This is a genomic window from Leptospira noguchii serovar Panama str. CZ214 (assembly GCF_000306255.2).
Classification (GTDB): Bacteria; Spirochaetota; Leptospiria; order Leptospirales; family Leptospiraceae; genus Leptospira; species Leptospira noguchii.
On record NZ_AKWY02000004.1, the window covers coordinates 75,319 to 90,846 of the forward strand.

Annotated in this window: 10 protein-coding genes; 7 read left to right on the forward strand and 3 right to left on the reverse strand. The window is 36.4% G+C overall.

The window, feature by feature from the left end:
- The first annotated feature begins 70 nt into the window (after positions 1-70).
- Complete coding sequence (locus LEP1GSC059_RS02045; protein WP_004446798.1) at positions 71-1,144, forward strand: alpha/beta hydrolase; 1,074 nt, start codon at positions 71-73, stop codon at positions 1,142-1,144.
- 140 nt (positions 1,145-1,284) lie between these two features.
- A complete protein-coding gene (locus LEP1GSC059_RS02050; RefSeq protein WP_017215357.1) occupies positions 1,285-2,319 on the forward strand; it encodes an alpha/beta hydrolase in 1,035 nt (344 codons plus the stop codon).
- On the opposite strand, the gene LEP1GSC059_RS02055 is transcribed toward LEP1GSC059_RS02050, so the two are convergent.
- The 3 genes from LEP1GSC059_RS02055 to LEP1GSC059_RS02065 all read right to left on the reverse strand — a co-directional run bounded on the left by LEP1GSC059_RS02055 (position 2,285) and on the right by LEP1GSC059_RS02065 (position 8,525).
- Entirely contained in the window at positions 2,285-2,896 is a 612-nt protein-coding gene (locus tag LEP1GSC059_RS02055) for a uracil-DNA glycosylase (RefSeq protein ID WP_002178084.1), read from the reverse strand. The genes LEP1GSC059_RS02050 and LEP1GSC059_RS02055 overlap by 35 nt on opposite strands.
- Before the next feature lie 1,657 nt (positions 2,897-4,553).
- Positions 4,554-6,698: a motility associated factor glycosyltransferase family protein gene (locus LEP1GSC059_RS02060; RefSeq protein ID WP_017215354.1), complete on the reverse strand. Its 2,145-nt coding sequence runs from the start codon at positions 6,696-6,698 to the stop codon at positions 4,554-4,556.
- 18 nt (positions 6,699-6,716) lie between these two features.
- Complete coding sequence (locus tag LEP1GSC059_RS02065) at positions 6,717-8,525, reverse strand: penicillin-binding protein (protein WP_017215353.1); 1,809 nt, start codon at positions 8,523-8,525, stop codon at positions 6,717-6,719.
- A 538-nt stretch (positions 8,526-9,063) separates the two neighbouring features.
- Here LEP1GSC059_RS02065 and LEP1GSC059_RS02070 point away from each other — a divergent pair.
- The 5 genes from LEP1GSC059_RS02070 to dnaJ all read left to right on the forward strand — a co-directional run bounded on the left by LEP1GSC059_RS02070 (position 9,064) and on the right by dnaJ (position 15,447).
- Positions 9,064-9,717, forward strand: coding sequence for a low molecular weight phosphatase family protein (locus tag LEP1GSC059_RS02070; RefSeq protein WP_017215352.1), 654 nt, complete (start codon positions 9,064-9,066; stop codon positions 9,715-9,717).
- A gap of 529 nt (positions 9,718-10,246) precedes the next feature.
- Positions 10,247-11,275, forward strand: coding sequence for a heat-inducible transcriptional repressor HrcA (gene hrcA / locus LEP1GSC059_RS02075; protein ID WP_017215351.1), 1,029 nt, complete (start codon positions 10,247-10,249; stop codon positions 11,273-11,275).
- A gap of 13 nt (positions 11,276-11,288) precedes the next feature.
- Positions 11,289-11,927: a nucleotide exchange factor GrpE gene (gene grpE, locus LEP1GSC059_RS02080; RefSeq protein WP_017215350.1), complete on the forward strand. Its 639-nt coding sequence runs from the start codon at positions 11,289-11,291 to the stop codon at positions 11,925-11,927.
- 33 nt (positions 11,928-11,960) lie between these two features.
- Entirely contained in the window at positions 11,961-13,898 is a 1,938-nt protein-coding gene (dnaK, locus tag LEP1GSC059_RS02085) for a molecular chaperone DnaK (protein WP_002178079.1), read from the forward strand.
- Between the two features lie 427 nt (positions 13,899-14,325).
- Positions 14,326-15,447 carry a molecular chaperone DnaJ gene (gene dnaJ, locus LEP1GSC059_RS02090; protein WP_017215349.1) on the forward strand — a complete coding sequence of 374 codons (1,122 nt, stop codon included), beginning with the start codon at positions 14,326-14,328 and terminating at the stop codon, positions 15,445-15,447.
- Positions 15,448-15,528: the final 81 nt, after the last annotated feature.

Sequence of the window (15,528 nt, forward strand, 5' to 3'; positions counted from 1 at the left end):
GACGAGATCTAATTTATATTATGAATTTCTACTTGATCCTTTCTAAAAAAATCTATAATCTGATTTACTAATGAATACAAACATCCTAAGAATATTCCAAATTTTTGTTTTGGGAATTTTCCTCTTTCAATGTAAAACGACTATACAACTCCAAGGGGAAATTCATCATCCTAAAACGTCGGACGATTGGGATCTGACCTTAGAACATTTTCCACCTGCGTTAGACTCTCCTTCTAAAAAATATCCGGTTATACTTTGTCACGGATGGATGGCCAATAGAACCTACTTGAAGATCAACGAAAAAAGTTCGATTGTCGGAAGACTTCAAAAGGAAGGTTACGACGTTTGGTTATTGGATCTAAGAGGAAGAAGAGACGCGGGTTATCCTTCCTTGTTTTTTGGAGACAAAAAATTTACTTACGGAGTAGACGACTATATACAATACGACGCAGATACTGCCATCAAACACGTGTTAAATGCTACTGGAAAAGACAAGGTAAATTGGATCGGCCATAGTATGGGGGGTGTAATCGCTTATGCAAGAATTGGAAGTTTTGGAGAAACAAGAATCGCCAACTTAGTCACGATAGGATCTTCTGGAATCTTAGATTCTCCGAGCGCTTCTATCAAAAATTTGGCTTCACTTAGTTGGTTGAGTAATCTTTGGCCGGTAGTTCCAGCAGAAACTTGGATGAGCATACAAGGAGGAACCGGAATTCCATTTCTTCCAAAAAAATCTTTGGAAGAACTTTTATGGCATAAAGAGAACGTAGATCCTTTGATTCTTTCCGGAATAAAAACGACTTCAATGAATCCTGGAACCGAAAAGGAAGTTCTTCAGTTTCAAGACTTTGTAGAAAACGGAGAAATTCGAAGTTTAGATCATAAAATTTCCTATTCAAACGGACTCAAAAATATCAAAATTCCTACTTTGTTAATTTCCGGAAGAAGGGATAAATTAGGAACAACTTATTCAATTCGGTATGTATACGACAAAATTTCCTCAGAAGACAAAACACTTTTTATCATCTCCAAAGCGAACAATCATTCTGAAGATTACGGTCACACGGATTTGATCGTCGGCAAAAATGCAGATAAAGATATTTTTGTTCCTATTACTACTTGGTTGGATAAAAGAAATTAGAATAATCTAATGTATTTTTATGAACTCAAAATCAAAGAGAAAAAACTTGGATCAAAAATTCAATTGTGGGAACTTACACAAAAAAATAGAAAGTTCTGATTGGTTAAATCATAAATCTAGAAGTCAGAACAAAAATCTAAATGAAGACAATAAACTCAAAAACAAAAAGTTTTAAAAACGACTCTAAACTCGTCTTAAAAAGAATTTATAATTTTATTTTGGATTTAAAAATGAAACCTATAAAAAAACTATCAATCTTATTCTGCCTAATCACTTTTTTGAGCTGTACACGTTATGTGGTCATTACAGAACAAAAATTCGTTTCACAAACCGCAAATCTAGGACCAAACGTATTTTTAACTACCTTTTCCTATGAAAATTCCTCTCGCCCTCCGATACTTTTAATAGATCCGGTGTTTATCAACAAAAAGGCTCTTTATCTCGGAAGTAAATCCGGATTGATCGGAGTATTAAACGGAAACGGCTTTTCGGTTTGGCTACTACACTTCGAAGATTATAAATCCGTAAACTTAAAAGAAGTGGGAGAAAATCTAATTCCCGAAGTTATTGCAAAAATCCAAAAAGTTACCGGTAAAAAAGAACTTTTTCTGGGTGGAATTTCTTTAGGAGGCCAATCTATATTATATTCTTTGAAATCTAAAAAAGTATCAGATGTTTCTAAAGCGTTTTTTTTAGGAACTGGAATGGACTACAAATACAATGATAGTTTTCTGGAACGGATGAAAGCCGAAAAAAGATTAGGAACTGACTTAAGCGCTTCTTGTAAAAACAAAGATCATTTCTGTAAACGTTTTATCTCTTTGGACGAGGACGATCCTACAACTCTATTCGTATATCAGAATCTTATTAACTATTTGCCAACCTTGGAAGAAAACCCGAAAAACTGGGAACCATTTGAAACGTCTAACTTTCCTACACTTTTTATCGGAGGTAAAATCGACAACGTATCTCCTACCGAAAGTATCCATCCGGTCTATCAAAGAAAAAAGGGAAAAAAAGAATACTGGGAAGCGGGAAGGGACAATGGAACTTCGATCGATTATGATCATCTAGGACTTTTCGCCTACGAAGACGCGCCCTCCGATATTTATCAGAAAATTGCAGATTGGTTAAAAGAAACTACGAAGGTTTTTTCCAACCCAACAAATCCATAACCTTTTTAATGTCCTCCCAGACGTCTCGTTTGAGAGGGCTGTTCTCTCCTCCGTTTCGAATTACAAAACTAGGATGATAAGTAGGCATCACAGGAATCCCAAAAAAAGATCCCCAGGTTCCTCTTATCTTAGTAATTCCTTCTTTAGTATTTAAGATAAATCTTGTAGAAGGATTTCCTAATGTAACAATCGCCTTCGGTTGAATAATCTCAAGTTGTCTTAAAAGATACGGAGCACAAGCTCTGGTTTCCTCTTCTTCAGGAGGCCTATCCTTTTCAAACTTCATATCTACGGTCGGCCTACATTTTACAATGTTGGCGATGTAAACGGACTCTCTCGGAACTCCCATCCCTTTTTCTATAATCCTTGTCAAAAGTTCGCCCGCCTTTCCGACAAAAGGACGACCAGTAAGGTCCTCTTGTTTACCTGGACCTTCTCCAATAAAAACCAATTCCGCATCTGGGTTTCCTTCTCCAAAAACTGTTTGAGTACGAGTGGTTTCAAGTTTGCAAAGTTTACATGCAGAAACCTCGGATTGCATCAGACCCAGTCTTTTCAGTTTTTCTTCTTTGCTCATAATTCAAGTTAAAAAAGAATTTCTCTAAAGTCAATGGAAATGATCATTCTTATCATCCTAAGTTTTGTACTCCAAGATTTAAAAACCATTCTAATTTTTCTGGAAATTTTTCCAGAAAAATCATAAACTGTTTTTAGACGACTTGTAAAACAGAACGTATATTTTTTAAATCTTTACTCAAAATCAGATAACAAATTACCAATATTTTGTTTTGGAATTGTTTTTTGCAAAAAAATAGCAGTACTTAAAAAATGCTGTAAATTCGCGATTTACGGCATTTTAGAGCAAGACCAAAACATTCAAATTTTTGAAACAATCAACCCAAGTATTCTATTTATGTGTCCGAGTAGTAAGATAGCTTATTTTATAAAGGTTCTCATAATTTCAAGCAAAACTGAATAAGTTTCTAAATTCAATATTATTAATATATTAAAAATAATTTCAATCCTACTTAAACAAATCACAAAATTTAAAACACAAATACATTTTAAATTACTAGAATATAATAAAAATATTATTCTTTAAAAAAATAGGCAATTTTATTAACTTGATCACGATAAGATTTTAAAACCGTCCCAAAACCTACAGGCATTTGCTTTAGTGCTTCGAACGACACTTAGAAAGTCATAACCTGACGACCCATGGGGAGTGATAACCAACCCCATCAAGTATTTGGATCTCAATATTAAATCTGTGAGAATTACGACAAATCCTCTGTAAAACTGAGTTCCCACCCTTATTTTTGGGTGGGGGCGGAGGTGGAGAAGTTCGGAAGATTTTTCTCTATCAGAAAAACATACTTTTTGCAAGTAAAAAGACTCATTCTTGTCGGAACACTTGAAAAATGTGTGTTTTTGACCCTAAAACGCTTTCGTAAAAAGCGTTTTGCTGAGTTAACGCAACCCTGCAGAGCGACCCTTAGGGAGCGATGCATTGAGTTCAGGAAAGCGTTTTGCTTTAGTTCATTCATCGATCCCTTTCGCGTTGAAATACGCCAAACACACGTTAAACGGTATTTATAATAAACTTTTACAGTAGAGTTATTAAAAAATTAATTCTTCTATCAGTTTCTCTTTGATAAAAACGATCAATTGAAACAGTTTTGTTAAACTTGAATTACGAGATTTTTCAATAACTCTAGTAATTCAAGTTTATCGGAACCGGTAAAAGACAAATTCTTTTTAGATTATCTTATACATTTTTGTAGACTTCATTCAATATTTGAAAACATAAGTTCGTAAAAAACTCGTTTTGTAAAAGTCAATCTTATTGCAAAAAACAAAATCTGTGGGAACTCCCCTTGTAAATCTGAGTTTTACAGAGAAGTTTTAAAAATGTAGGAACTCCAATCATAAAAAATGAATATAGTATAGGTTGTCAGAGCGATTATTTTGTGGGAACTCTCACCGTTTCCACAAAAATGATTTCAAATTCTTTTACGATTTTAAAACAAATACTGTGTTTCGTATAATCTTTGTTTTATGTCTCTATAAATGTGGGAACTACTGCATTTTATTTATTGAAGATTGATCTAAGGTTTTTGAATAAAATTTTATCTTTGTGCAAAAATACCGAATTCTAAGATTTTTGAGACAACGTCTAAAAATTTCTAAAAGATTATCTTTTCGAAGTTTTGAATCAAACTCAAAATTCAATTTTAGTCGAGTTTCATACATAAGATCGTTTTTAAAATCAACTTAGAATGAAGTTTACAAGCTTCTTCTAAACCTTGATACAAAAGAAAACTTTTCTTAGCAATTCCTAATCTTTCGTTTTTCTTTTCTTCCAAAGTCAGACCACCTTCGTAACCTTCTGTAATCATTAAAACGGTTCTTTGAATACTCAAACCTAAAATTTCTGTAAGTCCTTTACGGGAAGAAACCTCTTCATCAATACGATCCATCTCTTTTAAATTTTTTAGAATCTGATCTTTAAAACGGTTTTCTTCTTTTACTTGAAAATACAAACGATCCGAAAGAATTCTACCTTGAGTTACTTTTTCAATAAAAACATTCAATTGATCATATAACACGTTTAATTCGGAAAGAATTTTTTCCTTCGACATAAATCGAGAAAAGTTTTGTGCAACATCCTCTTCGTCTTTTAAAAATGAATTTATTTTACTAACGGATTTTTGTACACGATAAGGTTTATAGTCAAAAAAATCTTCGCTGTCTTTTTTTTCGAGAGGAGCTTTTTCCTTTAAAAAATTAGACTGCAAATCGGATTCGAGTTCTTTTTCGGAGATAAAAAAAATGTGGTTTCGAATTGATTCCACAAACCCAAAATCACATTCATTTTCTTGAATGTATTTTGAAAAGTCCACATTGGGAATCCCGTGTAAAACAACACCTTCTTTTCCAAAATTGAACCAAGGATTTTTTTTAGGATGTTCCTCGAACCATTTTTTGAAAATGAGAAGTTTTTCGTTGGTTCTAATTTCTCCACCTCGGATCGAAGCCGCTTTTTTTACTGGAAGGGCAGTCATCTGTTTATGGTTATGATATTCTCTTCTCAGTTTTCTGGATTCGATATGATTAAGTCTTTCTTCTAAAACTGCGCCCTTACAATGTGCAAGTTTGTTTGGGAAAGACAGATCCTGACCTACAAGAAGAATATTTCTCGCTTCCATTTTTTCTGCAAGGCTGACAGCGTTAGTCGAAACAGAACCGCCAAAATCAACTGCACCGATTTCTTCTTCTGGTTTGGAAGAAAAAATCTTAATTAAAGGGAAGGGAGAAGAAGTAAAAAAACCGTTTTTAAATTTACCTGGGAGCCTTAAAGAATGATACGAAGAAGTAGGATCAAAAACGATCTTAGCATTGCCATTATAACCTTCCAAATATTTTGTATTAAGAGCCTGAGGATCGACAGAAAAAACTAGATCCGGATCAATTCCAAAATTCCAAAGAACCATCAAAGCAGTATCCACCGCGATTAAAATCAGATTTTTTCTATAGGCCTTAATATCATTCAAAGAAAGAATTAAAGAAGGTCCGGCCCCACAAACGAGAACGTCCGCCTTACCTTTACAAATTCCGAATAAAGAACGAATCGGTTGCATAGACACAAGTTTAGGAAGATTGGAAATAAAATTCCGAGTCCAGATCTTTTCAAAACGAGTTAGAGTGGAAATATTCACGTCCTTCTTATGAAAAAAACTCTCAGAAATAAAACGTAGTTCTTCGTATAAATCTTTTTTCCATCGATTACTCCCACGATGCGGAATAAAACTAATCGGAAAACCCGAAATTCCTCTAAAAGCGGAATAAAGATCTTCTTCTAAAATAGGAGATAATAAAATCTTAAGCTTACCGGATTCTAAAAAATCCGAGTAATCAGAAATAGAAAGCGCATAACGTAAAATTTCGGGAGAGACTTCCATCCAAACGGCGGTTACATTCTTAAACTTTAAACTTTCTTGAACTACATAACCAATTCCAGCACCAAAAAAAAGAAACACTCTTTCTTCGTCTTCTTTTTTCAAACCCTCTAAAAGGCGTTTGGATTCTGTGATCGGATCCATCAAACTGTGAAGCGCAATACCGTCCGCAATTAAAACTGGATGTCCGTTTTTGGAGGTTTTAATTTCTAAAAAAGAACTAAAAATTGAAGTCTGAGAAATAGAAGCCGCACTCTGAGAGGTGGAAAACACTGTAGAAGTTAAACTATCGGTTTCTTCTAACTGGGATACATTTGAAGAAGTTTCAATCGATTTAAGAATTTTTTCCCGTATCGAAGGGAAAACAACAGATAAACTTTTTAAATTTTTTTCGAGAATCGAAGAATTCAAATATATCATAATTTTAGAATATATTATTTACTTGAAATACAAATTAAGCCTTTTGTCTTCGATTTTTTTTCCAGGAGTAGGCTCCTGCTCGTAACAAAATCCGCTTCCGTGAAATTTAACCGAAATTCCAAGAGGTCTTATTATTTCCAAGACTTCTCGTTTGCTTTTTCCAATTAGATCTGGAATCTCATACGTGTTAGTCGCTTTTATATTCTTCCTTTGAAAATGTTTAAGAGAAACGTTTAATGTTCGTTCTCCTTGTTCGATAATTGGAATGATATTTTCCACAACTTCTTTAAAAACCGGAGCGGCCAAACCTCCTCCAGAATGAGTTCCACCTTTCGGTTCATCAAAAAGAATCAAACCCACAATCTTAGGTCGTTCCGCTGGAAAAAATCCCAAAAAAGAAGCTGACCACAAACCTTCCACATAACCCTTTCCGGAGACTGCTTTTTGACCGGTTCCAGTTTTACCCGCAATCGAGTATTCCTGAATGTAAGCGTTTTTTCCGGTTCCGGATTGAACCACTCTAGTCATCGCTCTGAGAATTTTTTCCGTAGTGTAGTCTCTAATTCCAATCGGAGTCTCTTGAGTTTTAAATTCGTGAAGAATTTCTCCGTAAGAATCGCTGAAATGAGAAACCACTCTAGGAGTTAACATCCTTCCCCCATTGACAACGGAAGCGGCGGAAGCAACCAATTGAATCGGAGTCACCGAAATCCCTTGACCAATCGCCATAAACATAGAAGTAGCCGGAGTCCATTTTTTCAAAGGAGGAAAATAACCTACGGATTCGTTCGGTAGAAATCCAGTTTTTTCTCCAAATTGAAACTTCTTCATATAATCATAAAGTAATGTTTCTGGAATTTTTTGAGCAGCTTTGATAATTCCAACATTGCAAGAATATTGAAGTATCTCTTCTAAGTTCAAATGTCCGTGTGCTTCTGTACATTTGATTTTTATTTTCCCTAGTTCTACATATCCTGGACAATAAAACTTCTCATCCGAACGTATTAGATTTTCATTAAATAGTACGGAAGCCAAAAAAATTTTCATCGTGGAACCTGGTTCGTAGACGTGACGAATCGCCCAGTTTGTATGAGAGTCTTCTCCAGATTCGTTGTACTGATTTGGATCAAAAGCGGGAAAAGAAGCAGAAGCAAGAATTTTTCCGGTATTGATTTCCATCAAAATCCCAATGGCTTTTTTAGAACCGGTTTCTTCGAATCTTTTTCCGAGCGCCTTTTCAAGTTTATATTGGATCAGTCCGTCGATCGTTAGATGAAGATTACTTCCTCTAGAAGAATCAGATTCAGTTGGAGTCATTAAGTCTTGGTTGAATTGAACTTCCAAACCGGAAAGCGCACGATCATCGTCCATACCAGTAAAACCGATCAAGCTGGAAGCGAGACTACCGTGTGGATAAACTCGTTTGTATTCTTTTTCTCTTCTTACACCCGGGAGGGCAAGATCCATAATTTTGTTACCTAGAGATTCTTCAATCTCTCTCTTTAAAAGAAAGTAACGACTCTTTTCTCGAATCATGACTTCGATCTTTTCGGGAGACATATCTAAATAAGGAGCCAATTGAACCGCAGTAAAATTTGGATCGTAGATATTTGCGGGATAAATTCCGATCGTTGCGGAATCTACGGTCATCGCGAGTTCAATTCCTCTTCGATCGTAGATGGTTCCTCTCATAATTCGATCTCCAGTTTTTAGAACCACTTCTCGTTCGTTCCAAAACGTGAGAAAAACAACCCTTCCGATCAGTACACAAAATAAAATACAAAGAAAAGAAAATAAAATCGTGAGTCTAGTTTTACGGGAATTCATTCTTCTTATAACAAGATCGACTAAAACTGAAATTTTGAAAAGATCTGTTTTGAAGTTGTATTGGAATAATTTAGATCTTGTCCCAAATCCTAAACACCGATCTATAGAGGTGTTTGCTTTAGTTCTTCGAACGCCAATAGAAGTGAGACGCTTTAGTTTCATAAATGTGGGAACTATTACGAAAATTGAACGAGTTAGAACTGCTCGAAAGTTAGAGTAAATTGTCAAATGTGACCTAATTTGTAGGAACTACTGCATTTTATTAAAAATTTCTAAAGAATGATCGTATAAAATTCTTTGAGACTTTGGGACAAATTCTAAATAGAATTTTAGAAACATATTATCATTTTTTTATTTCAAAAAGATCTTACACTTGGGAAACAAACCTTTCACGTTTTAGTAAAAACTACTACTCAGAACTATATAACCGAGTGTCCAAAATTCTACTTCAAAACAGAGATTGGACTCAAAATGAATGGTGCCCATTCTGTAGAGATGAGTAACGTGAAATAAAAAATAATTCAGAGAAATATCATATATGAACGATTTATTTGAGCCGCTGAAACTATTTCTAAAGAATAGAGAAACGGAATATTCTCTTATCAGTGCAGTTAGAAAGGAAATTTTACTTAAATTTTCAAAAAAGATAAAACAAGAAATCTCTAAAAATAATTTTGTAAAACTATTATTCGTTTGTACACATAATTCTCGAAGAAGCCAAATTGCTCAAATGTTGGCTCACGCATCTGCAGAATATCTTGGGATTAGGAACGTGCAAACTTTCTCAGGAGGAACAGAAGTTACCACATTTTTCAAAAATTCAGTAGAAGCTTTAACGAATATTGGTTTTAAAATAGAAAAAAAGTATGAAAAGGATCAAAATCCAAAGTATTCCGTTGCAATTAACGCAAAACAGGAACCGATTCTTGGATTCTCAAAACTATATTCTGACTCAATCAATCCGAATGAGAAATTTATCGCTGTTATGGTCTGTTCTTCAGCGGACAAAGCTTGTCCATTTGTTACCGGGGCAGATGCAAGAATTAGTCTCCCTTATCCTGATCCCAAAATTTATGATCATACGGATGAAGTCTTACAAAAATACATTGAAACTTGCCAAACAATTTCCAGGGAAATTTTGTTCACTTTTCAGAATGTGAAACAATGTGAGTTCAGCCTAAGAAATCCATGATTCATTTTTTTGAAAAAAGTTGGGATCTGAATCTTATTGATTCATTCCTAAAATGTGGGAACTACTGCAAATTAAGATTTTACAAAAGATTTTCAAAACTAGGAACTCACACAAAATTAAATCATAAAAAACGAATGTTCAAAAAGTATGAGTTCCTACAACTTTTAAGATTTGTTCTTAAAATCATGATTTATGGTAGTTCCCACAATTTAAACCTCTTTGTTCGCTTACATTTCTTTACTACATTCGTGGTAGTTCCCACATTCAGGACAAGTTCTTAAGAAAACTTTGAAATGTAGGAACTCAACAAATCTCATCGAAACTCCAAGTTACCACTTTTAATACTCAAATAAGAAGTTTATGTCTCTTTAATTGAAATTTTTCCGGCACTCTACCCTTTTTAATGCTAAAAAAGCAGTATTTCAAACTCAAAATGGGATCAGATTACTTTCTTCCTTGACATTTTTTAGAGGAATTCAGAAACTAAATGTATAAATTAGCACTCTAACATTCAGAGTGCCAGAAGCCGATGGATTTAACAGAACGCCATAAGAGAATTCTAAAAGCCCTTGTAGATGAGTTTATCCAAGAGAATCGGCCCGTAGGCTCTAAGACACTTTTTGATAAACACGACATAGGATTGTCTCCTGCTTCAATTCGAACCGTATTGAAGGATTTAGAAGACTTCGGCTTTCTTGCTTCCAAACATACTTCGGGCGGAAGAATTCCGACAGAGAGAGGTTATCGTTTCTACGTAGATTCTCTTGTAATTTTATATGAGCTGACTCTGAAAGAAAAACAAAGAATTCAACAAGAATATCTGAAAATGCAGTTTAAACTCGATCAGATATTAAAGGCAACCGCTTCGGTTTTATCTTCTTTATCGAACGCCGCAGGAATTGTAATTGGACCCGCAAAAAATTTAGATACTCTAAAACATATAGAACTCATTCACGTACGTGGAGACGAAATCCTAATGATACTCGTCATGAGATCGGGAACCGTATTACACAGAAATATTTTCGTGGATCAGAATTATTCTCAGGAAGCTCTTTATCAGGTTTCTAAATATCTAAATGATAATCTAAAAGGTTATGATATATACGAAATTCAGAATGTAGTAATTCCGATACTGATGGCTCGAAAAGACGGACCGGAAAATTTTACAAGGATCGCAGATCTGATTTCTTCCGCAATGACGCCGGATAATTCCGAAGTAACTTTATATATAGATGGATTTAAAAATCTTTATGCGAATTTCAGAGACGAAGAACAACAACTTTCTCAAGTTCTTTCTCTTTTGGACGATCAAGGATTTTTAAAGGCATTTTTTTCCGAATACATCGATCAAGACGGAGTATTTACGATCATCGGAAAGGACGGAGATAGAAGTATGTCCGGAGTTTCTATCATCACTTCCAACTATAGAATGGGAGAGAAAAAAATCGGAGCCTTGGGAATTATTGGACCGCAAAGAATGGATTACAATAGAGCCTTACCACTTGTTGACTTTACGTCTAAACTTGTCTCCGAGATGGTAACTCGCATTAGTAAATAAGGGAGAATAAATCATGGCCGAAACATCAAACAACCAAACTTCGGAAGAAGTAAAGGCCAACGGGAAGAAATCCCAACCAGAAACATTAGAGGAAAGTAAATTAGAAAATATGAATTCTGAAGAATCAACTGAAACGGCACAAACTGAGTCAATAAAAACGTCGGAGACGGAAACCTCACTACAAACCGAATTGGAATCTGCAAAAAAAGAAATAGAATCTTTGAAAGATTCTTGGGCAAGAGAAAGGGCTGAATTTCAAAACTTCAAACGTCGCTCAGCTCAGGAATTCGTTTCAATCCGTAAGGAAGCGGTTAAATCTCTTGTAAGTGGATTTTTAAATCCAATTGACAACTTAGAAAGAGTAGGCGCGACTCAGACTAACTCGGAGGAATTAAAACCTTTCGTGGATGGAGTTACAATGATTCTAAAGGAGTTTTATTCTGTATTAGAAAAATCAAATGTAATTCGTTTCGATCCAAAAGGAGAATCGTTCGACCCTATGTCTATGGAAGCTCTTTCTTCGGAAGAAGGAGATCAATATTCGGAAGAGACCGTAATAGACGTATATCAACCGGGTTATTACTATAAGGAAAACGAAGACAAGTTTACACTTCGACCTGCAAGGGTTCGAATCGGTAAACCGAAATCATAATTAGAATCTCAGGAAGTATAAAGGAGAAAACAAATGTCCAAAGAAAAGATTATAGGTATCGATTTAGGAACAACTAATTCGGTCGTTTCCGTGATGGAAGGTGGGGATCCGGTCGTTATTCAAAACTCAGAAGGAGCAAGAACCACTCCTTCGATTGTAGCATTTACCGCAAAAGGAGAAACTCTGATCGGTCAGTTCGCAAAGAACCAAGCGATTACAAACGCGGTAAATACGATCCGTTCCGCAAAACGTTTTATAGGACGTAGATTGAACGAATGTGAATCAGAAATGAAACACGTTTCCTATAAGGTAATTCGCTCTGGAAACGAAGGAGTTAAGTTCGAAACCTCTGCTGGAGAATTTACTCCACAAGAAATTTCCGCCCGTGTACTCATGAAAATGAAACAAACCGCGGAAGATTACTTAGGCCAAAAAGTCACCAAAGCGGTAATTACCGTTCCAGCTTATTTCAATGACGAACAACGTCAGGCAACTAAAGACGCTGGAAGAATTGCAGGTCTTGAAGTAGAAAGGATTATCAACGAACCTACTGCAGCCGCTCTTGCTTACGGCTTTGATAAGAAAAACGTAAATTCTAAAATTGCGGTTTACGATCTAGGCGGTGGAACGTTTGACATTTCCATTTTGGAACTCGCGGACGGTGTTTTCGAAGTAAAATCCACAAACGGAGATACTCATCTCGGAGGAGACGACTTCGATATGGCGATCATGGAATGGATGATTTCCGAATTTAAAAATCAAACCGGAATCGACATTTCTGCAGATAAAAATACGGTCCAGAGACTAAAAGAAGCCGCTGAGAAAGCAAAGATTGAACTTTCAGGAACAATGTCCACTCAGATCAATCTTCCGTTTATCACTGCGGACGCTTCCGGTCCAAAACATTTGGACATGACTCTTACCAGAGCCAAGTTCGATCAACTTACAAAATCTCTTGTAGATCGTACTCGTATTCCTTGCGAGAACGCTCTTCGTGACGCCGGTCTAAAAGCTTCCGATATTAATGAAGTGATTTTAGTTGGTGGTTCCATCCGAATCCCTGCGGTTCAAGAGCTAGTAAAACAAATCTTTGGTAAAGAACCAAACAGATCTGTAAACCCGGATGAAGTGGTTGCAATCGGTGCAGCAATTCAAGGTGGAGTTTTAGCGGGAGAAGTTTCAGACGTTCTTCTTTTAGACGTAACCCCTCTTTCGCTTGGAATCGAAACCCTTGGAGGAGTGATGACCAAGTTGATCGAAAGAAACACTACGATTCCTACTAAAAAATCGCAGGTGTTCTCCACTGCTGCGGACAATCAATCCGCGGTATCGATTCACGTTTTACAAGGTGAAAGAGAAATGGCTTCCGCAAACAGAACTCTTGGTCGTTTTGATTTGATTGGAATTCCACCCGCACCGAGAGGAGTTCCTCAAATTGAAGTAACTTTTGACATAGACGCAAACGGAATCGTTCACGTATCGGCAAAAGATCTTGGAACCGGCAAAGAACAAAAAATCAGAATCGAATCTTCTTCCGGATTATCCGAAGACGAAATCCAAAAGATGGTCAAAGATGCAGAAGCACACGCCGCCGCAGACAAGGCCCAAAGAGAAGTAATCGAAGCGAAGAACGAGTTAGATACTCTTGCATATTCTTTGGAAAAAACCGTAAACGAGGCGGGAGATAAAATTGGCACGAGCGAAAAACAACTCGCAACCGACGAAATCAAACGCGCAAGAGAAGCGATTGAAAGTAACGATAAAGCAAGAATAGAATCCGCAAAGGCTTCTCTTTCTAAAATCGCTACCGATATCGCTAGTAAAGTTTATTCGCAAGGCGCACCAGGAGCGGAACAAGCCACAGCAGGAGGTCCCAACGGCCCGGGCTCGAACGATCAAGGCAACTCTGCGAATAATGGAGAAAAGGTCGTCGACGCGGATTATACCGTAGTGGACGATGAAAAAAAGTAAAATGCGGAACGATTTGACACGTGAGTTTTTCGAAACGATTCGCAAAGAGCACGTGCAAGTTTTTTGAAGTTCAGTTCGTAAATGAAGGAGAATCATCGGATCCAATAGTTATTGTTTTGCGAATCAATTTAGATTTCACCATTGTGAAAATTTTCATAGTTGTGAACTAAAATTTTATAATCAAACTTAAACGTATGTGTAACGTTCACGCATAACGGTTGTTAGGTTACAAAATCCTGAATTTGATAACTGTGGTTCTTGATTTATTTTACGAGTTAGAATTTAAGTTTTGGAACATCTAAAAGCTTTAAGTCAACCGCGTATAAAACTAAAAACTTTTTACGCGGTTTTTTGGAATCATCGAAAGTGTTGAAAACAAAGTCGAAAAGTAAGATCAAAACGTTCAACACAAGTTTGGAATAAAACAATGAGTGAAAGAAGTTACTATGATATTCTTGGGGTTTCGAAGAGCGCTAATGACGAGGAAATCAAATCCGCGTATCGCAAGTTAGCGATTAAATACCATCCCGACAAGAACAAGGGAAATAAGGAATCCGAAGAAAAATTTAAAGAAGCCACCGAAGCCTACGAGGTTCTAAGAGATCCTAAAAAACGTCAGACCTATGATCAATTTGGAAAGGCTGGCGTCAGTGGAGGAGCTGGAGGTTTTGGCCAAGGGGCTTATACTGACTTTTCAGATATCTTCGGAGACTTTGGAGATATTTTCGGTGATTTCTTTGGAGGCGGCGGTAGGAGCGGCGGCTTTGGAGGCGGAAGAAGATCCGGTCCTCAAAGAGGTTCCGACTTACGTTATAACTTAGAAGTTTCCTTAGAAGACGCAGCGCTTGGTAGAGAATATAAAATTGAAATTCCACGTTTAGAATCTTGCGGAGATTGTAACGGTTCAGGAGCGAGTAAAGGAAGTTCACCTGCTACTTGTCCCGATTGCGGCGGTTCGGGTCAAATTAGAAGAACACAGGGATTTTTTTCCGTAGCTACAACCTGCCCTACCTGCAGAGGAAAAGGAACGATCATTTCCAACCCTTGCAAATCCTGCGGTGGACAAGGCCTTGAAGAAAAACGTAGAACAATCAATATCAAAATTCCTCCCGGAGTGGAAACCGGTTCCAGACTGAAAGTTTCTGGAGAAAGAGAAGCCGGACCAAACGGTGGACCTCATGGTGATTTATACGTTGTAACCCATATCAAAAAACACGAACTTTTCGAACGTCAAGGAAACGATCTGATTCTAGTTCGAAAGATTTCGTTGGCTCAAGCAATTCTAGGCGCGGAAATTGAAGTTCCTACAATTGACGGCAAAAAGGCAAAGATGAAAATTCCCGAAGGAACAGAATCCGGCCAAGTTTTCCGTTTAAAAGGCCACGGAATGCCTTATCTAGGCGCCTATGGAAAAGGAGATCAACACGTAATCGTGAAGATTGAAATTCCTAAAAAAATTACAAGAAGACAAAGAGAACTGATCGAAGAATTTGCAAGAGAATCTGGAGAAAACATTCCAGGATCCAAAGGAAAAATCTTTACAAAGTAAAAGGAATTGATCTTTGTTCATTCTTCAATTTGAAAATACAAAAAGATCAATTTCTGTTAAAGGATCTTTGTAAAATGAATT